Source organism: Halovulum sp. GXIMD14793 (assembly GCF_054457435.1).
The window spans coordinates 1-22,181 of record NZ_JBTLNE010000051.1 but is presented as its reverse complement, the minus strand read 5'-3'; the positions used below and the strand labels follow the sequence as shown (position 1 = coordinate 22,181).

Annotated in this window: 21 protein-coding genes; 7 read left to right on the top strand and 14 right to left on the bottom strand. The window is 59.1% G+C overall.

Annotated features, from left to right (window positions below; genetic code table 11):
- Window positions 1-64 precede the first annotated feature (64 nt).
- The 8 genes from ACW9UQ_RS14230 to ACW9UQ_RS14195 all read right to left on the bottom strand — a co-directional run bounded on the left by ACW9UQ_RS14230 (window position 65) and on the right by ACW9UQ_RS14195 (window position 9,155).
- Window positions 65-1,210, bottom strand: a complete 1,146-nt coding sequence (locus tag ACW9UQ_RS14230; RefSeq protein ID WP_458931684.1) for an iron-containing alcohol dehydrogenase — start codon at window positions 1,208-1,210, stop codon at window positions 65-67.
- Window positions 1,207-2,595: an aldehyde dehydrogenase family protein gene (locus ACW9UQ_RS14225; protein WP_458931683.1), complete on the bottom strand. Its 1,389-nt coding sequence runs from the start codon at window positions 2,593-2,595 to the stop codon at window positions 1,207-1,209. Before ACW9UQ_RS14225 ends, ACW9UQ_RS14230 begins: the two co-directional genes overlap by 4 nt.
- Window positions 2,588-2,956 (bottom strand): VOC family protein, encoded by a 369-nt coding sequence (locus tag ACW9UQ_RS14220; RefSeq protein ID WP_458931682.1) that lies wholly within the window; start codon window positions 2,954-2,956, stop codon window positions 2,588-2,590. The genes ACW9UQ_RS14225 and ACW9UQ_RS14220 overlap by 8 nt, the downstream gene beginning before the upstream one ends.
- A gap of 1 nt (window position 2,957) precedes the next feature.
- Entirely contained in the window at window positions 2,958-4,319 is a 1,362-nt protein-coding gene (locus ACW9UQ_RS14215; RefSeq protein ID WP_458931681.1) for a glutamine synthetase family protein, read from the bottom strand.
- 100 nt (window positions 4,320-4,419) lie between these two features.
- Complete coding sequence (locus tag ACW9UQ_RS14210) at window positions 4,420-5,451, bottom strand: TRAP transporter substrate-binding protein (RefSeq protein WP_458931680.1); 1,032 nt, start codon at window positions 5,449-5,451, stop codon at window positions 4,420-4,422.
- A 62-nt stretch (window positions 5,452-5,513) separates the two neighbouring features.
- Window positions 5,514-7,019, bottom strand: coding sequence for a TRAP transporter large permease (locus ACW9UQ_RS14205; protein WP_458931679.1), 1,506 nt, complete (start codon window positions 7,017-7,019; stop codon window positions 5,514-5,516).
- A 4-nt stretch (window positions 7,020-7,023) separates the two neighbouring features.
- The gene (locus ACW9UQ_RS14200; protein ID WP_458931678.1) at window positions 7,024-7,530 is read right to left on the bottom strand and encodes a TRAP transporter small permease subunit; all 507 of its coding nucleotides are present in this window, start codon (window positions 7,528-7,530) and stop codon (window positions 7,024-7,026) included.
- Between the two features lie 110 nt (window positions 7,531-7,640).
- On the bottom strand, window positions 7,641-9,155 hold the full coding sequence (locus ACW9UQ_RS14195; RefSeq protein WP_458931677.1) for an MFS transporter: 1,515 nt from the start codon (window positions 9,153-9,155) through the stop codon (window positions 7,641-7,643).
- Here ACW9UQ_RS14195 and ACW9UQ_RS14190 point away from each other — a divergent pair.
- The 3 genes from ACW9UQ_RS14190 to ACW9UQ_RS14180 all read left to right on the top strand — a co-directional run bounded on the left by ACW9UQ_RS14190 (window position 9,118) and on the right by ACW9UQ_RS14180 (window position 11,693).
- Complete coding sequence (locus tag ACW9UQ_RS14190; RefSeq protein ID WP_458931676.1) at window positions 9,118-9,573, top strand: NUDIX hydrolase; 456 nt, start codon at window positions 9,118-9,120, stop codon at window positions 9,571-9,573. The two genes, ACW9UQ_RS14195 and ACW9UQ_RS14190, sit on opposite strands and share 38 nt — an antisense overlap.
- Before the next feature lie 201 nt (window positions 9,574-9,774).
- Entirely contained in the window at window positions 9,775-10,563 is a 789-nt protein-coding gene (locus tag ACW9UQ_RS14185) for an exodeoxyribonuclease III (protein ID WP_458931675.1), read from the top strand.
- Window positions 10,564-10,814: 251 nt separating this feature from the next.
- Entirely contained in the window at window positions 10,815-11,693 is an 879-nt protein-coding gene (locus ACW9UQ_RS14180) for a serine hydrolase domain-containing protein (RefSeq protein ID WP_458931674.1), read from the top strand.
- A gap of 113 nt (window positions 11,694-11,806) precedes the next feature.
- Here the strand turns inward: ACW9UQ_RS14180 and ACW9UQ_RS14175 are convergent, their stop codons facing one another.
- From ACW9UQ_RS14175 to ACW9UQ_RS14155, 5 genes are all read right to left on the bottom strand, one after another.
- Window positions 11,807-12,628 carry an NAD-dependent epimerase/dehydratase family protein gene (locus tag ACW9UQ_RS14175; protein WP_458931673.1) on the bottom strand — a complete coding sequence of 274 codons (822 nt, stop codon included), beginning with the start codon at window positions 12,626-12,628 and terminating at the stop codon, window positions 11,807-11,809.
- Window positions 12,616-13,404, bottom strand: a complete 789-nt coding sequence (locus ACW9UQ_RS14170) for a glycosyltransferase (protein WP_458931672.1) — start codon at window positions 13,402-13,404, stop codon at window positions 12,616-12,618. The genes ACW9UQ_RS14175 and ACW9UQ_RS14170 overlap by 13 nt, the downstream gene beginning before the upstream one ends.
- Window positions 13,401-14,621 carry an NAD-dependent epimerase/dehydratase family protein gene (locus tag ACW9UQ_RS14165; RefSeq protein WP_458931671.1) on the bottom strand — a complete coding sequence of 407 codons (1,221 nt, stop codon included), beginning with the start codon at window positions 14,619-14,621 and terminating at the stop codon, window positions 13,401-13,403. Before ACW9UQ_RS14165 ends, ACW9UQ_RS14170 begins: the two co-directional genes overlap by 4 nt.
- 146 nt (window positions 14,622-14,767) lie before the next feature.
- Window positions 14,768-15,865 carry a redox-regulated ATPase YchF gene (gene ychF, locus ACW9UQ_RS14160; protein WP_458931670.1) on the bottom strand — a complete coding sequence of 366 codons (1,098 nt, stop codon included), beginning with the start codon at window positions 15,863-15,865 and terminating at the stop codon, window positions 14,768-14,770.
- A gap of 187 nt (window positions 15,866-16,052) precedes the next feature.
- Window positions 16,053-16,529: a hypothetical protein gene (locus ACW9UQ_RS14155; protein ID WP_458931669.1), complete on the bottom strand. Its 477-nt coding sequence runs from the start codon at window positions 16,527-16,529 to the stop codon at window positions 16,053-16,055.
- A 320-nt stretch (window positions 16,530-16,849) separates the two neighbouring features.
- On the opposite strand from ACW9UQ_RS14155, the gene trpA reads away from it, so the two are divergent.
- Entirely contained in the window at window positions 16,850-17,644 is a 795-nt protein-coding gene (gene trpA, locus ACW9UQ_RS14150) for a tryptophan synthase subunit alpha (protein ID WP_458931668.1), read from the top strand.
- A gap of 214 nt (window positions 17,645-17,858) precedes the next feature.
- Here trpA and ACW9UQ_RS14145 read toward each other — a convergent pair whose 3' ends face one another.
- Window positions 17,859-19,034 (bottom strand): alpha-hydroxy acid oxidase, encoded by a 1,176-nt coding sequence (locus tag ACW9UQ_RS14145; protein ID WP_458931667.1) that lies wholly within the window; start codon window positions 19,032-19,034, stop codon window positions 17,859-17,861.
- Between the two features lie 196 nt (window positions 19,035-19,230).
- Here ACW9UQ_RS14145 and ACW9UQ_RS14140 point away from each other — a divergent pair, with 196 nt between their 5' ends.
- From ACW9UQ_RS14140 to pth, 3 genes are all read left to right on the top strand, one after another.
- On the top strand, window positions 19,231-20,310 hold the full coding sequence (locus ACW9UQ_RS14140; protein ID WP_458931666.1) for a hypothetical protein: 1,080 nt from the start codon (window positions 19,231-19,233) through the stop codon (window positions 20,308-20,310).
- Window positions 20,311-20,454: 144 nt separating this feature from the next.
- Window positions 20,455-21,102 carry a 50S ribosomal protein L25/general stress protein Ctc gene (locus ACW9UQ_RS14135; protein ID WP_458931665.1) on the top strand — a complete coding sequence of 216 codons (648 nt, stop codon included), beginning with the start codon at window positions 20,455-20,457 and terminating at the stop codon, window positions 21,100-21,102.
- A 79-nt stretch (window positions 21,103-21,181) separates the two neighbouring features.
- Window positions 21,182-21,874: an aminoacyl-tRNA hydrolase gene (gene pth / locus ACW9UQ_RS14130; RefSeq protein WP_458931664.1), complete on the top strand. Its 693-nt coding sequence runs from the start codon at window positions 21,182-21,184 to the stop codon at window positions 21,872-21,874.
- The last annotated feature ends 307 nt before the right edge of the window (window positions 21,875-22,181 follow it).

Below are 22,181 nucleotides of genomic sequence, written 5' to 3'. Positions count from 1 at the left end.
TGTTATACGGCTATCAGCCGTGAAAAAGCCAGTCCTGCCACGATCCGGTCGCGACAGGAAGTTATCAGAGACACGCCCGGAACAGCTCTGCGGTGTTCGCAGCGGTCATTTCGACCGGGTTGCCGCCGGTGCTTGGGTCGGCCAGCGCCGCTTGGGTCAGTGCGTCGATATCAGGGTCGGTGATCCCCAGCGCCGTCAGTTTTTTCGGAATGCCAAGCCTGTCATTCAACTGCCCGACAAACGCATAAAACCCGTCAAACCCGCCGGAGATGCCCAGATAGGCCGAGGCCTGTTCGATCCGGTCCTCGATGGCCGCGCGGTTAAAATTCAGGACCGGCTGCATGACAACGGCATTGGTTGTGCCGTGATGCGTGTTGTAAACAGCGCCGATCGGGTGGGACAGGGCGTGGATCGCGCCAAGGCCTTTCTGAAAGGCAACAGCGCCCATGGCTGCCGCACTCATCATATGGGACCGGGCCTCGATATCTGTGCCGGTGTCGAAGGCTTTGGGCAGATTGTCTTTCACCAGCCGCATGCCTTCCAGGGCGATGCCCTGCGACATCGGGTGGTAATGCGGGCTGCAGAATGCCTCAAGACAATGGGCAAAGGCGTCCATGCCGGTCCCGGCGGTGATTGCCTTGGGCATGCCGACGGTCAGTTCGGGATCGCACAGCGTGACAGCGGGCAGGAATTGCGGGTGGAAGATGATCTTTTTGACATGCGTGTCCGAGTTGGTCAGGACGCTGGCGCGCCCCACCTCGGAGCCAGTGCCTGCAGTGGTGGGCACCGCGATGATCGGCGCGATGCCATCGGTATCGGCCCGCGTCCACCAGTCGCCCACATCCTCAAAATCCCAGACCGGGCGGTCCTGCGCCACCATGAAGGCAACGCATTTGCCAAGATCAAGGCCTGAGCCACCGCCAAAGGCGATCACACCGTCATGATCGCCCGCGCGAAAGGCAGCGACACCGGCCTCAAGGTTCTTTTCGTTCGGGTTGGAGTCAACATCGGCAAAGATCGCGCGGCCCAGTCCGGCGGCGTCCAGAATGTCCAGCGTGCGTGCGGTGATCTCCATCCCTGCAAGGCCCCGGTCGGTGACCAGAAGAGGGCGTTTCATGCCTGCTGCGGCACAGGCCTCGGGCAGTTCTGCAATGCGGCCAGCCCCGAAACGGATCGCGGTAGGATAGGACCAGTTGGCGTTCAGCGTCATGATTTAAGCTTTCTGAAGTGGTAGGATTTGGGACGCGTCAGGTTGTGGAACCCGATCTCGGACAAGGCCCCGCCGCGCCCGGTATTCTTGCAGCCGGTCCAGCAGATGGCCGGATCAAGGTAATCGGCGCGGTTCATGAACACCGTGCCGGTTTCAATCTGCCCGGCCAGAGCGGCGGCCCGGCTTGCGTCTGCACTCCAGAGCGATGCGGTCAAGCCGAACTGGCAGTCATTCATCAGCGCCAGCGCCTCGGCATCATCCTTAACTGGCATAATGCCAACGACCGGACCGAAGCTTTCCTCGTGCATCACCTCCATCTGGTGGTTGACGTCGACAAGGATCTGCGGGGCCAGATAGGCACCGCCATCGTCTTCAGGGAAATGCGCCGGGTCGATCAGGGCTTTTGCACCGGCCTTGACGGCCCCGTCGATCTGATCGCGCACCACCTTGGCAAAGCGGGCATGCGCCATCGGGCCGATGCTGGTGTCTGCGTCCAGCGGGTTGCCCAGTTTCAGCGCGTTTACCCAATCAACTGCCTTGGCAACGAAGCTGTCATAGAGGCTTTCGTGCACATAGATCCGTTCGATCCCGCAGCAGCATTGCCCGGCATTGAACATCGCCCCGTCCATCAGCGTATCCACCGCCCAGTCCAGATCGGCATCATCCATGACATAGCCCGGATCCTTACCCCCCAGCTCCAGCCCCAGCGGGGTGAAGGTGCCGGCAGCGGCCCGCTCAATCGCCTGCCCGCCGCCGACAGAACCGGTGAAGTTGATGAAATCGAAGGACCGGCTGGAGATCAGCGCCCCGGAGGTCGCATGATCTAGGAAGAGGTTGACAAACAGGCCATCGGGCAGCCCTGCCTCGGCGAAGGCGCGAACCATGCGTTCGCCGACCAGCAAGGTTTGCGTGGCGTGTTTCAGAACAACAGCATTACCCGCGATCAGCGCGGGCGAGACGGTGTTGATGGCGGTCATATAAGGGTAATTCCAGGGCGCGATGACAAAGACCAGCCCGTGGGGTTCGCGTTCGATGCGGCGTTCGAAGGCGTCAGAGGCTTCGACAATGATCGGGGCCAAAGCCTTTTCGGCAATCTCAGCCATATAGTTGGTGCGTTCGTCCACACCACCGAATTCGCCGCCATAGCGCACCGGGCGGCCCATCATATGGGCCAGTTCGGGGACGATCTCGTCATTCATTTCGCCCAGGCGTTTGACCCCGGCCTGCACCAGCGCGATGCGGTCTGCCAGCGGGCGGGCGGCCCAGTCTTTTTGCGCGGCGCGGGCCTTGGCCAGACTATCGCGGGCCGCGCCTTCGGACATAACGGGACGCTCGGTATAAACCGATCCGTCGATAGGAGAGATACATTGAAGCGTCTTAGTCATATCGGCTGACCTCTATCAGATTGCCATCAGGATCGTTGAAATAGACCGAGGTGATCGGCCCCGTCGCCCCGGATTTTGCCACCGGCCCTTCCAAAATCGCTACGCCCTTTTTGACCAGATGGTCAAGCAGATCGTCCATCGGCATTTCGGTGATCAGGCACAGATCGCCCGAGCCGATGCCCGCATGGTTGCGTGTTTCCTGCCCGAGGGTCTGCAGGTTGATCTTTTGATTGCCAAAGGCAAGCGCGGTGCGGATTCCGGCAAAGGTGATGCGCTGCATGCCCAGCACATCCGTGTAGAACCGAGCGGCGGCCTCTGTGTCGCGGACGGTCAGCACCAGATGGTCGATATGGGTGATCATGTCAGGCGCGCTCAAATCCCCGGGCGATTTCCCAGTCGGTGACAGCGGCGTCAAAGGCCTGCTGTTCCCATTCGGCGGCGCGGGTGTAGTGATCGACCACCGCATCGCCCATGGCCGCGCGCAGCATTGTGGAGCCGCGCAAGGCCTCTGTCGCGGCGCGCAAGGTCAGCGGAATTTCATTGGCGGTGCCTTCATAGGCGTCACCGGTCAGCGGCTCACCTAGGTCAAGCTGTTCCTCCAGCCCGGCCAGTCCGGCGGCGATCATGCCGGCCAGCACAAGGCAGGGGTTCATGTCGGCCCCCGGCACACGGCATTCGACGCGCACGGCGGGGGAGCTGTCCCCACAGAGGCGGAAAGAGGCGGTGCGGTTGTCGACAGACCAGACCTTGCGGGTGGGGGCGAAGCTGCCTGCCTGAAAGCGTTTGTAGCTGTTAACATAAGGGGCCATGAACACAGTCAGGTCGGAGGCGTATTTCAAGAGGCCGCCAAGGAAATGGCGTCCGGCCTGCGACAGGCCCAGCGGGGCGTTCGGATCGTGGAAGGCGGGGCCGTTATCGCCCTGCAGGGACAGATGAACATGCGAGGCCGAGCCAACCCGGTCCGGGGCCCATTTCGGCAGAAAGCTGACGGCATGGCCGGTCAGAAAGCCGATTTCCTTGGCAGCATGTTTGGCGATGAGGTGATTTTCGGCGGTATCGAGCGCGTCGGAATACAGGATGTTGAGTTCCTGTTGGCCCGCCTCGGCCTCACCCTTCGTGCCTTCGACCGGGATGCCGGAGGCATAGAGGCCATTGCGCAGGGGGCGCATGATCACCTCGTCCTTGGTGGAAAGGGCCAGCGCGTAATCTTCGTTGTAGCGCACCAAGGGGGTCAGCGCGCGGTAGCCTTCGTCATGCAGGGTTTGGAAGCTTTGTTCGAAAATGAAGAATTCGAGTTCAGTCGCCGCGGTTGCCGTCAGGCCCTTTTCCGCCAGCCGGTCGATCTGGGCCTTGAGCATGGCGCGCGGTGAATGCGCAACGGGCGCGTGGCCGTGATGGTCAAGCACATCGGCGAGCACCAGCGCGCTGGCCTCAAGCCAGCCCGCGCGGCGCAGGGTCGAGAGATCGGGGCGCATGGTGTAATCGCCATAGCCCGATTGCCACGAAGTCGAGGCGTAGCCATCCACGGTAAACATCTCGAGATCCGTGGCCAGCAGGTAATTGCACGAATGGGTTTCGGCATGGGCGTGGTCCAGGAAATGCCGGGCGTGAAACCGCTTGCCCATCAGGCGGCCCTGCATGTCGATCTGGGCGACAATGACGGTGTCAATCTCGCCTGCCTCAACGGCGGCGCGCAACTCTTCCAGGGTCAGGTTTCCGGGCATGCGTCTCTCTCACTTATCAAGCGGAGACCGGCCCTTGGCCGGTCAGGTCTATCAGCTTCGCCCCCGCCGCTGGCGGGGACGAAGCGGTTGGTGCGATGCCTTAGCCGTAGCGATAGGGTCGGCCGGCTTTTTCCATATCAGCGTTATACTGTTTTATGATCTCGACGACCTTCGCCTTGGTCTCGGATTCTTCGGCGATTTCGTCCCAGAAGACCCGGGCGGCGGCTTCGACCGTGGCCCATTCTTCGTCAGGGATAGAGGTCAGCTTCATCTTCGGACCGTTGACCCGCAGGCTGGCCTCACCGCCCCAATACCACCACTGGCGGTAATAGTGTGATTGCTCCATGCAGACCTGCAGCAGTTCTTTCAGATCATCGGGCAGTTCATTCCAGCGGTCCATATTGGCGAAGAACGAGCCGCACCAGGCGCCGGAGATGTTGTTGGTCAGGAAGTAGTCAGTCACATCCGCCCAGCCGACGGTGTAATCCTCGGTGATGCCGGACCAGGCGATGCCGTCGAGTTCACCAGTCTGTACAGCGACCTCAATATCTTCCCAAGGCAGGGTCACCGGAACGACGCCGAACTGCGTCAGGAAGCGGCCTGCGGTCGGGAAGGTGAAGACGCGTTTGCCTTTCAGGTCCTCAAGCGAGTTGATCGGATCCTTGGTGGCAAAGTGGCAGGGATCCCAGGCCCCGGCGGAGATGTGCTTTACGCCGACTTTTTCATATTCCGCCGCCCAGATTTCGCCCAGACCGTACTGGTTGAACAGCACCGGTACATCCAGCGAATAGCGCGAGGCGAAGGGGAAGTAGCCGCCGAACACGGTCACCTCGGTCGGAGAGGCCATTGAATCATCATCAGACTGCACCGCGTCGATGGTGCCTTTCTGCATGGCGCGGAACAACTCGCCCGTCGGGACCAGCTGATCGGCGAAGAACAGTTCGATCTGCATCCGGTCGCCAGCGATCTTGTTGAAGCTGTCGATGGCCGGTTTGATCACATGCTCGGCCAGTGCCGGACCGGCATAGGTCTGCATGCGCCAGCGGATGGTGTTCTGCGCCAGCGCCGGTGCGGCAAGGCCAGCGGCGGCGGCACCGGCACCTGCGGCAATGAACTTACGTCTTGTTGTCATGGTACTCTCTCCTTGTTGAACTTGTGTTGTTGGTCTGTTGTGTGGGCCTTTCAGGTAGGGGGTTATTTTCCGTAGACGAAATTTGGCAGCCAAAGGGCGATTTCCGGGAAAGCCATGATGGTGGCCAGCGCGATCACCATCACCGCGACGAAAGGCACGATGGAGCGGTAGATATCGCCCAGGGTCACCTCGGGCGGGGCCATGGCGCGCATCAGGAACAGGTTATAGCCAAAGGGCGGGGTCATATAGGCAATCTGCGTGGTGATGGTGTAAAGCACGCCATACCATATCAGGTCAAAGCCCAGCAGTTTGACCAGCGGCACATAAAGTGGGGCGACGATGACCAGCATTGCGGTGTCATCCAGAAACGTGCCCATAAGCAGGAATGACAGCTGCATCAGGATCAGGATGGTCCATGGGTCGAGACCCATTTGTTCGGTAAACAGATCCTTGATGGCGTTGACAGCACCCAGCCCGTCAAACACCGCACCGAAGCCAAGGGCGGCCAGGATGATCCACATGAACATGCAGCTGATGGCCAGGGTCTGGCGGGTGCAGGTCTCGAACACCTCTTTGGTCATGCGGCCTTTCAACACGGCGGCGACAAAGGCGGTGGTTGCCCCGATCGCCGAAGCCTCTACCAGACCGGCGCGGCCAGAGATGAAAGGCACCATCATGGTGGCAAAGATGGCGATAGGCAGGACGCCGGAAAACAGCAGGCGGTTCTTTTCAGACATCCAATATTCGGTCGACCAGTTGAAATGGTCGCGCAGGCCATAGCCAAGAACGGCAACCGCAAGGGCAGCGAACCCGGCCTGCTGGATATCCAGCCAGCCGATATTGTAGGGGATCACGATCAGGGCGGCGAGGCCGATCACCAGCCAGGGCACGCGCACCGGCTCGGTCGCCATTTCATCATATTGGGCCAAATCGGTATGCGGCATGGCGGGGCCAAGTGACGGGGTGATCTTGCAGCGGATGGCGATGTAGATCACGAACATCGCTGCCATCATCAGCCCGGGCACAGCGCCTGCCAGCCATAGCTGGCTAACGGGCTGGCGGGCGATCATGGCATAAAGCACCAGCACGACGGAGGGTGGCACAAGGATGCCAAGCGACGACCCCGCCTGTATCACCCCCGTCACCATGCGTTTGTCATAGCCGCGTTTGAGAAGTTCCGGCAGGGCAATGGTGGCCCCGATGGCCATACCTGCAACGGACAAACCATTCATGGCCGAAACCAGCACCATCAGGCCGATTGTCCCAATAGCCAGCCCGCCTGAGACGCCACCCATCCAGACATGGAACATCCGGTAGAGGTCATCGGCAATTTTGGATTCCGACAGCACATAGCCCATGAAGATGAACATCGGCAGCGTCAGCAGCGGATACCATTTCATCAGCTTCATGACTTGGGAAAACGGGATATCCGCCCCGCCCCGGTCACTCCAGAGCAGCAGCACGGCCACTGCGGCGACAAACCCGATGGCCCCGAAAACCCGCTGGCCGGTCATCAGCATCAGCATCATCATGGAGAACATCAGGATGGCGATCAGTTCGTAAGACATGGGCCTAAATCTCCTGACCTCGGATGCGGGCGATATCGCGGAAAAATTCCGCTATGGCCTGCAAAAGCATCAGGAAGATGCCAAAGGTGATGACGATCTTGACCGGCCAGAGATAGGGCCGCCAGGCGGTCGCGTTCCGCTCCCCGTATTCCAGCGAATAGGAGGTGGAGAGCCACGCGCCGTAAAGCAGCACACCGAGATAGAAAATAAGACACAGCACGGTCAGCGCATCCACCCAGGCTTTGGTCTGCGGTGTCCATTCGCCATAGAACAGATCCATCCGCACCGCCGATCCCAGCTGGATCGAATAGGGTCCGCCAATGATAAAGTAGGACACCATCACGAACTGCGCCAGCTCCACGGTCCATAGGGAAGGGTTCGTGAATGTCTTGGCAAAGACTGACCAGAGCAGAATCCCGATCAGCACAAACACAAGATACATGGCCATCCAGCCAAGACGGTAGTTTATCGCATCAACGAAGCGTACATAGCCACTGATCACACCCGGCACCTGGGCCCCCTGTCATATTGCCCAAAATGTCGGGGCGTCTTCTTTGCCATGGTTCAGGGATTTTACCATACAGTCAAGAGCTTCGGACCCGAGGGCCGCGCGACTGCCTGCTAATCCAGCATTTCCGCACCGGCACTGCGCGACAGGCGGGCGAAGAAAATCACCGAAATCAGCGGCAGTGCCGCCATCAGCAGAAATACCGCCGGGAAGTGGCCCTGCAGGATGGTGTCTGCGCCGGTCAAGGCCTGCATGGCCTCCAGTCCGAAGGCGGCGAGCGTGATCCCCAGCGACCAGGAAAGCTGTTGCAGGACCGAGCTGAACGAGGTTGCACTGCTCAGGCTGTCCGACGACACCTCGGCATAGGCCACGGCGTGGAGCGCTGTGAACTGCAGGGATCGGCAAAGCCCGCCGATGAACAGAACCAGCAGCATGACCAGCCACGGGGTTTGCGGTGTGAAAGCCGCAGGTGTTGCAAGCGAGGCTGCAGACAGCACCGCGTTGACAAGCAGCACCTTGCGGAACCCAAAGCGGCGCAGCAGGGGCGGGGCGAAGAATTTCATCATCATGGCCCCTGCCCCGGCGGCGAAGGTCATCATGCCGGATTGAAACGCGCTGAGACCAAAGCCAAGCTGCAACAGCAGCGGCAACAGAAACGGCAGCGCGCCGGAGCCAACGCGAAACATGGTGCCGCCCGTCACGCTGGCGCGAAAGGTCGGCAGGCGCATAAGGCGCAGGTCAATGATCGGGGCTGCGTGCCGCAGCGCGTGTCTGACATAGAAGGCCAGAAGGATCAGGCCGCCCAGGGTCAGCGCCCAGGACAGGGACAGCGGTGCAATATCCACGCTTAGCAGCGTCACCCCGGTCAGCGCCGCCGCCAACCCCGGGCCAAGCAACAGAAAGCCGCCCAGATCGAAACGCCCGACGCCATCAACCCGGATATCCGGAATGTGCAGTGTGACCAGCACAAGGCCAAGTGCTGCAATCGGAATGTTGATCCAGAAGATCCAGCGCCAGTCGAAAAAGGTCGTGATAAAGCCGCCCAGCGGAGGCCCCAAAACCGGGCCGATCAGCGCTGGAATGGTCAGCCAGGCCAGTGCATTGACCAGTTCGGCCTTAGGCGTTGCGCGCAAGACGATTAGCCGTCCGACCGGCACCATCATCGCCCCGCCCATGCCTTGCAGAACCCGTGCTACAACCAAGTGTCCCAGCGTGCTCGACATCGCGCAAGCGATCGACCCGGCAGCAAACACCAGAATCGCCAGCCGGAACACCAGCCGCGCACCATAGCGATCCGCCGCCCAGCCCGAGGCGGGGATGAACACCGCTAGGGCCAGCAGATACGAGGTCAGGGCCAGTTTCAGGTGGATCGGGTCGGCCCCCAGATCCAGCGCGATCTGCGGCAGAGAGGTCGACAGAACCGTGGCATCCAGCGTCTCCATCAGCAAAGCCGTGGCGACGATCAATGGCACCATGCGGGCGCGCCAAAGGCTGGATCTGGGGGACGTGTCGGTCATATGGGGCCGCTCCTTGCGACCTGTCCTACGCCCATCTTTGCGGGCGCACAATATGGCTTTGGGCAGGTCGGTCTTGCGGTTGGCCAGTGGGCTGTTTATCACCGCGACCATGGGCTCTACCACAACCATACTGATTGCTGCTGCGGCGCTTTGTCGAAGCGACGGTATGACCCTTCTGGTCCGCAAGCGCGGCACCATAGCTTTCATGCAGCCCGGTGGCAAAATCGACCCGGGTGAGACGCCCGTTGATGCGCTTTGCCGTGAGCTTGACGAAGAGCTTGGGCTATCGGTTCAGGCAGCAGAGACCCATCCGCTTGGCCAGTTCAGCGCGCCTGCGGCGAATGAGGCGGGACATATCGTTCTGGCTTACGTTTTTCTGATCGAAACTGACGCTGCGCCGCACCCCGCTGCCGAGATTGAAGAGGTCCGGTGGATTGACCCGACCAACCCGGGACACGTGCCGCTTGCGCCATTGACGCGGGATCACATTCTGCCGCTGGTCGCTAAGGCGCTCGGGTTGAGAACCTGAACGCAGGTCCGCGAGTTGCCAAAGGCTTTAGCCAGCGCGGAACCAAGGCCGAAGGCCGCCGCGCATCGCCGCGCCACGGCTCGACGATGCGCGGCTTAGAACCCGGGTCCAATCATTAAAGTGGCCCACTTCCCGCAGGTTTCCGATGGCATCCGCGCGCCCCACCCGCTAGGTTCAGACCACACACCAGAGGGGGACAACATGGCCATTACGATTGCAACCTGGAACATCAACTCTGTGCGTTTGCGTCAGGGGTTGGTCAGCGATCTGCTAACACAGGAAGCGCCGGATGTGCTGTGCCTGCAGGAATGCAAATCCCCGGTCGACAAAATCCCGGCTGATGTGTTCGCCGGCCTTGGCTATACGCATATGGTTGCCCGTGGCCAGAAGGGTTACAACGGCGTCGCCATCCTGTCCCGCCTGCCGCTGGAAGATGCCGGGCACAGGGATTTTTGCGAAAAGGGCGACGCACGGCATGTTGCGGCCAAGCTGGAAAACGGCCTGACTATCCACAATTTCTATGTCCCCGCCGGAGGTGATGAGCCGGATCGGGAGGTTAACCCGAAATTTGGCCATAAGCTCGATTTTCTGGACGAGATGCGCCAATGGTTCGCGGCAGAAAAACCTAAGAAGTCTGTGCTTGTCGGTGACCTCAACATCGCCCCGCGCGAGGATGACGTCTGGTCGCATAAACAATTGCTGAAGGTAGTGTCCCATACCCCCATCGAGGTCGAGGCTCTGGGTGCGGTCCAGTCCGCTGGCGACTGGGTCGATGTCACCCGCAAGGATATCCCCGAAGGCCAGCTTTATTCCTGGTGGTCCTATCGCGCCAAGGATTGGGACGCGGCAGACAAAGGCCGGCGTCTGGATCACATCTGGGCCAGTTCCGATCTGCTGGCGGATGCCGGCGGCAGCCGCGTTCTGCGCCATGTTCGGGGGTGGGAAAAACCCTCGGATCATGCGCCGATATTTGCTACTATTGGATCATAGTTATTTTGTAGCCGAGTTCCCTGAAAACAATCATTGGAGAATTCCACATGCGGAAGGCTTTGCTTGCGCTTGCCCTGCTTGTCGGCGGCGTCTTGGTTTGGGGCTCTTTGCCACGTGTGCCCAACCCATCCCCAGCTACACAAACTGAACTAGAAACAGCAGAATTCGACGCGACCAAGGTCAACGAACTTTGGCCCGCCCCCGGACCGGGTGACCGGATACGTGCGCGTATGATCATGCATGGAGAAAAGGTGATCTTTGCCGACGGACCGACAGATCTGATCATGAACACACATTCCATGCGCAAATCCATCATGAGCCTGATGTATGGCATTGCCGTGGACAAGGGCTTGATAGACCTTGATAAAACTCTTGCTGACTTGAACATTGACGAAAACACTCCCCTTACAGATCAGGAAAAAACGGCAACGATCCGCGATTTGCTCATGTTTCGATCGGGCATCTACCTGCCAGCTGCAGGTGAACATGATGAGCAGATTACCGACCGGCCAAAGCGCGGCAGTCATAAGCCGGGAGAATACTTCTTTAGTAACAATTTCGACGCAAACGCTTTGGGGACCATCCTGGTTCAGGAAACCGGCTACGAGATTGGAGCATTTATGGAGGAGTTCCTTGCAAAGCCTCTGGGCATGCAGGATTTCAGCGCCGACAATGTGATCATGGGGGACCCGTGGTTTATGCCGAGCAAAGACACCAGGCACTTGCAATACTACATCTATGTCAGCACGCGCGACATGGTCCGGGTCGGCGTCATGGTGGCGCAGGGCGGGCGATGGAACGGGAAACAGGTTGTATCGGAAGACTGGATCAAGCTGTCCACCGCACCGCATAGCGACCTGAAAGAAAGTCCTATTAACTACACGCGCTATAGCCACTTTGGCTATGGTTGGTGGATAAGGGCGCAGGATGGCACGATCTGGACCGACGGATATGGTGGGCATTTTATGATGATCGACCCGAAACGCGATTTGGTCCTGACTGAGCGGAACTACACTGGCAACTCGTTCCTCAGCACCGGCCGCTGGATGCTGCTGCAGGGCAATAAATCGCAGACCCTAAGCGGCATGATGGCGGCCTATGATTGGCTTGCGGTGAACTTTTCGGGATGAGGTTCTGGCGTAAACCCCAAAGTAGCCAACAGGGCAATGTGCCTGCCTGGCGATTGAGACAGGGCGGTCTATATCGCTGCATTCTGGGCGTTGTGCTGCGCCCAGCCTTATGGCTACAACAGCTCTTTCAACGTTTTCCTAAGCTTTGCCACCCCACCCGGTTGCCAGCCAAGGGAGCGCAATCTGCCGGTGTTCATCACGTTCGGCAGAGCGGCAGAGCGCCTAGGCAACCGGCTGCAACAGCCGGTTAGGTCTGCGACCTCTGCCAGCAGGTCATACCGATCCAGCAGGATGTCAGAGACGTTGTAGATGCCTGCCCCTGCCCCGGACAGCAGATCAATCGCGGCGGCAAGGTCATCACCGTGAACCTCGGTCGCGATGCGCGAGGCAATCGGGTGGCCGTCGCGAAAATCCGCAAAGAGGTCGGTCCATTTATGGGCACGGCCCGGTGGCGGCGGGCCATAAACACCGGTCACGCGCAGAGAGATGGGTAAGAAATCGGGGGCGGTCAGGGCGGCAAGCGCCTCTTCCGTCAGAAGTTTGATCTGGCCGTAAAGCGTATCGGGGGTCGCCGGGGTGTCCTCGGTCAGCTCTGCGCCTGGTGCTTTTGGCCCGTAGACGGCACGACTGGACAGAAAGATCAGACGGCACACGGATGGTCTGGCGGCTTCGAACAGGGCCTGGCTGCCGTCGAGGTTCAGGCGGCGAAAGGTCTCGGGGTCGTCACCTTCGCCACCACGATACCGACCGGGCACATGGGCAAAGGCGCAATGCACCAGCAGGTCAGCTTGCGGCAGGTCGGGCCGGTCCCCAAGAACATAGGGAATGTCCCCCGCCTGCCGTCCCAGCCGGGTGATCTGCCAGCCGCGGGCCTGCAGTCCCGTTGCAACCAGATGCCCTACAAGGCCAGAAGCCCCGGTGATCAGCGCGTGCATGGGCTTGGCAGATTGCTCAAGTCAGGCGCGTGGCCATCGGCAATCTGATGCCACAGGTCAATCAATGGGGCGAGTTGATCGCGGCGGGGATGCTCTGCCTCCCACGGTTTTTCGTATTGGTAATGCAGCACCTTGATCGAGGCCCAATCCCAAAGCTCGGGCATGTTGAACCAGACATATTGCAGCATGTTGTAAAAGACCGGCAGGCCCTGCCAGTCGGGGAAGAAATCCTGCAAAAATGTCTGGTCGGTCCGTTTCCAATACACATCCGGCGCATCCAGTCGCGCCATCATCGCATTGAATGTTGCTTGCGAGGGCTGAGCGGTGAAGACGCCGGAATTCAGGCGATGGAAGTCGGCCAGCGTCTCATAGACATTCGGAGCGGCACAGAACTCCGGGTAGTCAAACAACCGGTCGATAGTGCGCAGGACCAGCGTGTCGGCATCCAGAAACACCACGCGGTCATAGGGCAGTTGCCATAAACGCAGTTTGGCGAAGTTATCTAGCGGCGTGTGGAAATCCGGTTTGCGGCCCTTGGTGAAAGGGTTGTTGCCATGGATTTCACGCTTAGCATGTCGGGCGTTAAACGCCTCGGACGTGTCCAGCAGGTCGACCTTGATGCAGGTCGCATCCGGCAGTGCCGCCTCGGACACACCGCCGGTATGCATCACCACGATATCCGCCTGCGTCCCGGTCAGCCGCAGCGACTTCACCAGCGCCCGCGCGCCGGTGGCAAAGCCGTCATTTGTGACCAACGTGACGTAGGCGGTTTTCACGAGACTGATTTCAGCCCTTTATGTTCCGGGTCATGTTCGACCTTTTCGCCGATTTCCTTGGTCCATGCGGACACCGCAGGAATGCGGGACCGGTCGACGCGGTGGGCGTATTTTTTGGACACGTCCATGATCTCGCTTAGCAAACCATCCTCAAGTTTGATCGGATCAAGGCCCAGTGCCAGGAACTGGTCGTTCTTGACCACCAGATCGTTTTCCGGGGCTTCCTTGCGCGGGTTGGGCAGATAGGCCACCTCGGCATCGGTCAGCTTGGCGATCAGTTCAGCCAAATCACGCACCCGGTGGGTTTCGGTCATCTGGTTGAAGATTTTCACTCGGTCACCGGCTTGCGGGGCGTCATTCAGGGCCAATTCGATGCAGCGCACGCTGTCCTGAATATGGATGAAGGCGCGGGTCTGGCCGCCGGTGCCGTGCACGGTCAGCGGATAGCCGATCGCGGCCTGGATCAGGAAGCGGTTCAAGACCGTGCCATAGTCACCGTCATAGTCGAAACGGTTGATCAACTGCTCGTGGCGGCGGGTCTGGTCGGTATGCGTGCCCCAGACGATCCCCTGATGCAGGTCGGTGATGCGCAGCCCGTCATTCTGGGCATAAAACTGGAACAGAATCTGATCCAGTGACTTGGTCATGTGATAGACCGAGCCAGGGCGGGTCGGATAGAGGATCTCCTGCTCGGCCTCGCCACCATCCATGGTGTTGATCTTAACCGGCAGATAGCCTTCGGGGATCGCCGCGCCAACTGTCGAATAGCCATAAACCCCCATGGTGCCCAGATGCACCAGATGCGCGTCAATGCCGGTTTCGACCATGGCGCTTAGAACATTATGGGTTGCACTGACATTGTTGTTGACGGTGTAAACTTTGTGGCGGTCAGACTTCATCGAATAGGGCGCGGCGCGTTGCTCGGCGAAATGGATGATCGCGTCAGGCTTTTCCTCGGCCAGCCAGTTTTTGAAAATCTCGTAATGCTCGGCCACATCAATCAAATGGAAATGGATGCGCCGTCCGGTTTCCGCGTACCAGATGCGGGTCCGTTCCTGGATCGAATCCATTGGTGTCAGCGACTGGACGCCCAGTTCGGTATCAATCCAGCGGCGGCTGAGATTGTCGATGATATGAACGTCATGCCCCAGACTGGACAGGTGCAGCGTTGTGGGCCAGCCGACAAAACCGTCCCCCCCGAGTACCGCGATTTTCATGACTGCTCCCCTCTGTTTCCCACGCCGGATAATACGGTCACGTGACATATACATGACGGCGCCAGTTTACGACCCCAGTACACAGCGTGACACCCCCAAGTTGATCAACGGCGATATCGTGCCGTTTGGCAGCAGCAGGCCACCGGTCAGGTGTTGAACAGGAAATGCATGACATCGCCATCGGCGACCTCATACCCCTTGCCCTCCGCCCGCATCTTGCCGGACTCCTTTGCGGCCTGTTCCCCGCCCAGCGCAACGAAATCGTCATAGGCGATGGTTTCCGCCCGGATGAAGCCGCGCTCAAAATCGCCGTGGATCACGCCTGCCGCCTGCGGTGCCAGCGTGCCCTTGCGGATGGTCCAGGCGCGCGCCTCTTTCGGGCCAACGGTGAAGTAGGTCTGGAGGCCCAGCAGGATGTAGCCTGCGGCAATCAAGCGGTCGAGGCCGGGTTGCTCCAGCCCCATATCCGTCAGAAATTCCGCGCGTTCCACATCGTCCAGCTGGGCGATTTCTTCCTCGATGGCGGCAGAGATCACCACGACACCCGCGCCCTGCGCCTCGGCCATTTTGGCCACGGCTTCGGAATGGGCATTGCCGGTGGCGGCCGAAGATTCCTCGACATTGCAGACATAGAGCACCGGCTTGGCGGTCAGCAGTTGCAGCATGGCCCAGGGCTTGGCGTCTTCGGCATCCACCTCAACCGTGCGGGCGGGCTTGCCGCTTTCCAACGCCGCCTTGGCAACGTCCAGCAGGCGGGTCTGCGCCACGGCCTCTTTGTCGCCGCCCTTGACCTTGCGGACCAGTCCGGCCACCCGCTTTTCGATGCTTTCCAGATCGGCCAGCATCAACTCTGTTTCGATGGTTTCGGCATCTTCGACCGGATTGACGCGCCCATCGACATGGGTAACGTCATCATCCTCAAAGCAACGCAGCACATGGGCGATGGCGTCGCATTCGCGGATATTGGCCAGAAACTGGTTGCCCAGCCCCTCGCCCTTGGACGCGCCTTTGACCAGCCCTGCGATATCGACAAAGGTCATCCGGGCCGGAATGACCTGTGCTGATCCGGCAATCCCAGACAGTTTGGTCAACCGCGCATCAGGAACCGAGACCTCACCCACATTTGGCTCAATCGTGCAAAACGGGAAGTTCGCCGCCTGCGCTGCCGCCGTGCGGGTCAATGCGTTGAATAGGGTCGACTTGCCGACATTCGGCAGTCCGACAATACCGGTCTTGAAGCCCATGGCCCATGCCTCTTTGAAGTTCTGACCGGCTGTCTAGTCGGGGGCTGCCGGATTGGCAACAGTAAGGGATGGGAAGGTGGGCGATCCTATCGCGGAGTTGCCGTGTACAAGGTGTTTAACATCGAACACCAAGGAGCACCTTTTTTGCCCGAGCTATCAATCATAAATCTCAAACCCAGCCACTTGGCTAAAGGAACGCCAAGCGTTCCTGTCCTTTTTCGGGAAATGGATCAATGTACCAAACCTGTTTCAACATAAGTTTTCCATCAGCAGCTTTCTCGATTTCTGCGACATAGTCATCATTGGAACCAAGGTCAGGGTCCTTGATCGAGAAAGGTACACTTAGACCCGTTGAAAGGTCGTCAACGTCAGAAAACTCAAGACGCGAAGGATCAAAAGCTGAATGGGAGCCAAATGCTACAAGCTGCAACTTGGTGTCTGGCGTAATAAATGGTCTAAGAAAAGCCTTATAGGCGTCACTCGCCTCTTCCATTGCGTCGCGCTTTTCAGACTTGGTCAATCCATCACTCAAGGTCATCGCCGTGTCATTCCAAGACTTGTAGTCGGCACAAAAGCTTCTGACGAATGAAACAGGGTCTGCTCTACTGGGCCCTTCAAAGCTCCATTTCGACATATCGACCTCATCTTTTCTGAACTGTTCCAAGCATAATTGCCGTTTCGCAAATACTCCACATCCATCGGGAAAACCAAAATCGTTATCGGTGGCTTTAAAAGCGTAGTGCGATCGGATATCAGACTACGTGCAAGAATTTGATAGGTTTGGATACTGGGTGCCCATTCGCCGCAACCTGTGCCAAACGTTTGCATCTGGGTGATACGGCAGCGGGTCGCCCAAATGCACCATCCATATGACCCTTCATAAGTAGGGGTACTGCAAGCCATAGCGCCCACTTAGACACTTCCACCTTGATTCCCTGCGCTGCATTCGGCACATCGGTCAGGATCAACCAGCCGAGGTTACAGATGAGCCGGATCGACACCACCTTTGCCCGACTGAAAGCGGACGGGAAGAAAGCCTTTATCTCTTATGTGATGGCAGGCGATCCTGACTATGCCACCGCGCTTGAGGTGGTGAAGGGCCTGCCTGGTGTCGGGGTTGATATCATCGAACTGGGGTTGCCCTTTACCGACCCCATGGCGGACGGGCCGTCCATTCAGTTGGCGGCAAGCCGGGCGCTGGAGGCAGGCATGACCCTGCAAAAGACGCTGGATCTGGCCGCCGGGTTTCGAAAGACCGATGATGCGACGCCGATTGTTTTGATGGGGTACTATAATCCGATCCATGCTATGGGCGTTGAGACTTTCTTGTCCAAAGCCAAAGCCTCAGGCGTGGATGGGCTGATTGTCGTCGATCTGCCACCCGAAGAAGATGACGAGCTGTGCCTGCCTGCGCAGGCGGCGGGGCTGAATTTCATCCGTCTGGCGACGCCGACAACGGATGAGAAAAGGTTGCCTAAGGTCCTGCAGAACACCTCGGGCTTTGTGTATTACGTCTCGATCACCGGGATCACGGGGGCTGCTGCGGCCGAGGCCGGGGATGTCGCGCCCGAGGTGGCGCGGATCAAGGCGCAGACTGATCTGCCAGTCTGTGTGGGCTTTGGGATCAAAACGCCGGAAAACGCCGAGGCGATTGCCGGGGTTGCTGATGGCGCGGTTGTCGGTTCGGCCATTGTGGATCGTATCGGCAAAGGCGACAGCGTGGCGGATGTGCTGGATTTTGTACGCAGTCTGGCCGATGGAGCGCATCGGGCCGGTTAGGTTCGGTATATCCTGCACTGAGTGGATCGGTAGGGGGCCGCGCATCGCCGAGCCGTGGCGCGGCGATCCATCGGCTATTCAGCTCACTTGATCTAAGAACTGGCGCGCACCATCCATTCGCGGCACCAAGACCAGCCCAATCGCCGTGCCGACGGGACGGCTCGGCGATGCGCGGCGGCCTTCGGCCTTGATTCCGCGCGGGAAGGGTCGGTTTTTAGGCTTCAGCAGGTCCGAAGGGTGCCGGGATGTCCTGCGGGAAAATCAGGTTTTCCCGGTTCAAATCCGCCACTTTGGTGCGCCCGCACAGACCCATTGTGCTGTCGAGTTCTTTGTGGATGACCTCCAGCGCCTTGGTCACCCCAGCCTCACCCATAGCACCCAGACCATAGGCAAAGGCGCGGCCGATATAGGTGCCCTTCGCGCCCAGCGCCAAGGCCTTCAGCACATCCTGCCCAGACCGGATCCCGCCATCGAAATGCACCTCCGTCTGATTACCAACCGCCTTGGCGATCTGATGCAGCATGGACAGCGAAGACAAAGCGCCATCCAGCTGCCGCCCGCCATGGTTCGAGACGACAATCGCATCCGCCCCCTTGTCCACGGCGCGGCGCGCATCCTCGGGGTCCAGAATGCCCTTTAGGATAAACTTTCCATCCCAGCGGTCCCGGATCCAATCGATATCGTCCCAGGTCAGCGACTGATCGAACTGCGCATGGGTCCATTCCGCCAGCGTCCCCATATCGTCCACCCCTTTGGCATGGCCGACGATATTGCGGAAGGTGCGCTTGTCGGTTTTCAGCATGGGCAGGGACCAGCGCGGCTTCATCGCCATATCCAGAAGGGTCCGCGCTGTCAGCTTGGGCGGCGCGCCGAGACCGTTCTTCAGGTCCTTGTGCCGCTGGCCGATCAGTTGCAGGTCCAGCGTCAGCACCAAAGCCGTACACCCCGCAGCCTTGGCCCGGTCGATCAGACCATCGGCGAACTCCCGGTCGCGCATGACATACAGTTGGAACCAGAAGGGCTTGTCGACGGCTGCGGATACATCTTCGATCGAACAGATCGACATGGTCGACAGGGTGAAGGGCACGCCGAATTTCTGCGCGGCGCGACAGGCCTTTATCTCTCCCTCGGCACATTGCATGCCGGTCAGCCCCACCGAGGCCAGGGCCACAGGCATCGCGGCGTCTTCGCCGACCATCTGGGTCGCGGTTGATCGGCCTGTCATGTCGATTGCCACCTTCTGGCGAAGGCGGATCTTCTGAAAGTCTTCCTCGTTCGAGCGATAGGTCTGTTCGGTCCAGGAGCCGCTATCGGCATAGTCATAAAAGACTTTCGGCACCCGTTTTTGCGCCAGAACGCGGAGGTCTTCGATACAGGTGATCACAGGCATGGTCGTTCCTTGGTTTGGTCTGGCAACAGCTTTAGGAAGGATTGTCACTCGGAGCAATTGCCCTGATGAACATCCAGTATTTGTGTCAAATGCAATATTGTGACATATTTTCGACTGATTTTGCTGAGGCTTTGTGCGAATCGTGCCGTCGAACGACTTGGGGGGTTCTTCTGTGGCGTATCTATCTGGATCTGTAATGTCCCGCCTGCTTGGCGCCTTGGGATTTGTGCCAAGTGTTTGGATTCTTGTGGTTTATATCAGCCACAAGCTTGGTTTGACCACCAAGGGCGGTCACATCGATCTTGGCGATGTATTTATGTTTTTCGGGTTGGCGGTGCTTTCGATTCTGTTTCTGCTGCCGACGCTGGAACAACCGCTTGTGCGCCGCTCACGCTCCTCCTTCACTCGGATTTTGAAGTACGGCGTGGTGTTTGCCGCCTCGGGCATGTTGGTTATTGTGGGCACCGCAGGTCTGTTGATCGTAGACGCTGTTTCCGGGCCCTGGCGTAACCTTTTGATGGCTGGCGGCCTGATTTTCTGGCTGTGCTATCTGCTACTGACGATCTATCCCGGCTGGTACGCATCGGAACTTGATCTGCGTGCCGGAAACGAGCAGCGTGGGATCGGCCGCACGGCAAATCATATCAAGGCCCGCCTGACCTTCGAAGCCAGCACCCACGGCCCACCGCGGCAGATACCGGTCTATGCACATACACCCGACCCGGCACGGCAGGCCTTCATGGTGCTGTTGCTGATGGCTTTGTTCGGATTTGCCGTTTCGCTTTATGGTGCGCGGTTCACTCGCTTTGTGCCGGATTACGATTTCGTCGCCATCCTCGAAAGCCGCGCGCTGATAGTTGCCGCCGTTATGGCAGGCCTATCGGGATTGCTTGTGCTGTTTGCCCGCCGTCCACCCGGCAGTCTGCTGACGGAAAACCGGGTCATGCTGGCGGGGGTCTGGGCACTGGTTCTGGGCGCATCAACCGCTTCGATGATGGGAACACCGCTGGCGACCGGTTTGGGCGCGCTGGTGCCCAGCGACCGGTCCCGCGCCGCCATCTCGGCGGTATCGGTGCATGTCGCACAAGAGAACGGCAGGTTCGGCTGCGCGGATGAGCTTGATATCGTACCCGAAGGCTGGCCCAGCAACCGTCAGGTTAAGCTGTGTGCCGTTCCGGGTGGTGCCAATGCTGGCGGCGTAGATAAGGTCATCTCGCTCAGCGGCTCACGCAATCCATACGGTCTTACGGTCGAAAGCGTCGAGCCCAAGCAATAGCGGCATCGGCTCACCCCAAACCTGCATGATCCGAATCGCGCATTCCCCTTTGCATTTGCGCATGAATCGCCTATAGGAACGCTTCGCGCGGCGCTTGCACCCTTGGAGGCTGGCCGCAGATGCAACAATTTGGAGATTAAGACCATGGCTGAGAACCCCGTTCTCGACGCCACGGCGCGCGCAGGGACAGGCAAGGGGGCCGCCCGCGCAGCACGTCGTGAAGGCAAAGTACCAGGCGTTATCTATGGCGGCAAAGACGAGCCGCAGACGATCAACGTCAATTTCAACGAACTGCTGACCATGCTGAAGCGGGGCAAGTTCCTGTCGACGCTTCTGAACGTCAAAGTGGATGGCAAAGACAACACCGTGATCTGCCGTGCCGTGCAGCGCGATGTGGTCAAGGATCTGCCAACCCATGTCGATTTCCTGCGCCTTGGGCCGAAATCACGGATCAGCCTGTATATCCCGGTTGAGTTCATCAACGAGGAAGCCGCCCCCGGCCTGAAACGTGGCGGCGTTCTGACCGTTGTGCGGAACGAGGTGGAACTGCGTGTGACCGCCGAGAACATCCCGGAAAAGCTGGTTGTGGACATGGAAGGCCGCGATGTCGGCGATACGGTCTATATCTCGGACATCGAGCTGCCCAAAGGCACCCGTCCGACGATCACCGACCGTGATTTCGTGATTGCCAACATCACCGCACCGTCCAGCCTGCGGTCTGCTGAAGATGAGGCCGGCACCACTGAGGGCGAAGGTGAGGCAGAAGCCGCAACCGAAGCGACCGAAGACTGAGTTTTCGGGCCGTCAAAGGCATGATAATCAGATCGGGCGCGCCAGAACGGCGCGCCCGTTTGTATTTTGAGGACCGAGAATGAAACTGTTTGTGGGGCTGGGCAATCCGGGCAGCAAATACCAGGGCAACCGCCATAATATCGGCTTTATGGCCGTGGAGGCGATTGCGGATGCGCATGGATTTGGTCCATGGCGATCGAAATTTCAGTCGCATCTGTCCGAGGGGCGCTTGGGCAGCGAAAAGGTCATTCTGGTGAAACCGCAGACCTATATGAACAAATCGGGTCAGGCCGTGGGTGAGGCAATGCGGTTTTACAAGCTGACGCCTGAGGATGTGGTTGTCTTCTATGATGAGCTGGACCTTGCGCCGGGCAAATGCCGGGTTAAGCAAGGCGGCGGAACAGCCGGGCATAATGGTATCCGTTCCCTGCACGCTCATATTGGCGACAGCTACTGGCGCGTGCGGTTGGGGATCGGTCATCCCGGCGATAAGCGGCTTGTGCAGAACCATGTCCTGGGCGATTTCGCCAAAGCGGATCAGGATTGGTTGGAACCTCTGTTGAAAGGCATTAGTTCTGGCGCGCCTGATCTGGCTGGCGGTGACACAGGTCGCTTCATGAATGCCGTTGCGCTTGAGGTTGCCCCGCCCCGGGCATCGACAGGAAAAGCTCAGGAAGTCACTGATAAGCAGCCGGGGCCGCGTCAGCCTGCCAAGCCGGAGGAAGATACACGCTCACCATTTCAAAAACTGGTCGACAAGTTCTCTCGTTGAGCAATCCAATCTGTCCGCAATTTTCCACAAGAACGGTCAGCCAAACTGAGGATATGCCGCGACCAAAACACTCCTAAAGCGTTTCGAGTTTACCTTGAGACATCACATAAACGCGTACACCCTATAGGCTTATCACCGCGTTTCGGGATAATCCTATGGCTCAGGTTTATCCCGAAACGCTTTAGGTCCTGTGGACATTCATCGTGAGTTTATGATGGCTGCGCACAGGTTGATCATCGCGGCATAGGAGGCATCCGTTTTCTCTGCCCTCATTGCGATGCGTTTGAATTCCTTCAACTTTTGAAAG

What these genes read in the sequence shown, in the direction of transcription:
- ACW9UQ_RS14220 (WP_458931682.1), bottom strand. Translation starts at nt 2,956, where the DNA reads ATGATCACCCATATCGACCATCTGGTGCTGACCGTCCGCGACACAGAG.
- ACW9UQ_RS14165 (WP_458931671.1), bottom strand. Translation starts at nt 14,621, where the DNA reads ATGAAAATCGCGGTACTCGGGGGGGACGGTTTTGTCGGCTGGCCCACA.
- ACW9UQ_RS14145 (WP_458931667.1), bottom strand. Translation starts at nt 19,034, where the DNA reads ATGCCTGTGATCACCTGTATCGAAGACCTCCGCGTTCTGGCGCAAAAA.
- ACW9UQ_RS14195 (WP_458931677.1), bottom strand. Translation starts at nt 9,155, where the DNA reads ATGGTCGCGGTGATAAACAGCCCACTGGCCAACCGCAAGACCGACCTG.
- ACW9UQ_RS14225 (WP_458931683.1), bottom strand. Translation starts at nt 2,595, where the DNA reads ATGACTAAGACGCTTCAATGTATCTCTCCTATCGACGGATCGGTTTAT.
- trpA (WP_458931668.1), top strand. Translation starts at nt 16,850, where the DNA reads ATGAGCCGGATCGACACCACCTTTGCCCGACTGAAAGCGGACGGGAAG.
- pth (WP_458931664.1), top strand. Translation starts at nt 21,182, where the DNA reads ATGAAACTGTTTGTGGGGCTGGGCAATCCGGGCAGCAAATACCAGGGC.
- ACW9UQ_RS14230 (WP_458931684.1), bottom strand. Translation starts at nt 1,210, where the DNA reads ATGACGCTGAACGCCAACTGGTCCTATCCTACCGCGATCCGTTTCGGG.
- ACW9UQ_RS14210 (WP_458931680.1), bottom strand. Translation starts at nt 5,451, where the DNA reads ATGACAACAAGACGTAAGTTCATTGCCGCAGGTGCCGGTGCCGCCGCC.
- ACW9UQ_RS14135 (WP_458931665.1), top strand. Translation starts at nt 20,455, where the DNA reads ATGGCTGAGAACCCCGTTCTCGACGCCACGGCGCGCGCAGGGACAGGC.
- ACW9UQ_RS14215 (WP_458931681.1), bottom strand. Translation starts at nt 4,319, where the DNA reads ATGCCCGGAAACCTGACCCTGGAAGAGTTGCGCGCCGCCGTTGAGGCA.
- ACW9UQ_RS14140 (WP_458931666.1), top strand. Translation starts at nt 19,231, where the DNA reads ATGTCCCGCCTGCTTGGCGCCTTGGGATTTGTGCCAAGTGTTTGGATT.
- ACW9UQ_RS14175 (WP_458931673.1), bottom strand. Translation starts at nt 12,628, where the DNA reads ATGCACGCGCTGATCACCGGGGCTTCTGGCCTTGTAGGGCATCTGGTT.
- ACW9UQ_RS14185 (WP_458931675.1), top strand. Translation starts at nt 9,775, where the DNA reads ATGGCCATTACGATTGCAACCTGGAACATCAACTCTGTGCGTTTGCGT.
- ychF (WP_458931670.1), bottom strand. Translation starts at nt 15,865, where the DNA reads ATGGGCTTCAAGACCGGTATTGTCGGACTGCCGAATGTCGGCAAGTCG.
- ACW9UQ_RS14205 (WP_458931679.1), bottom strand. Translation starts at nt 7,019, where the DNA reads ATGTCTTACGAACTGATCGCCATCCTGATGTTCTCCATGATGATGCTG.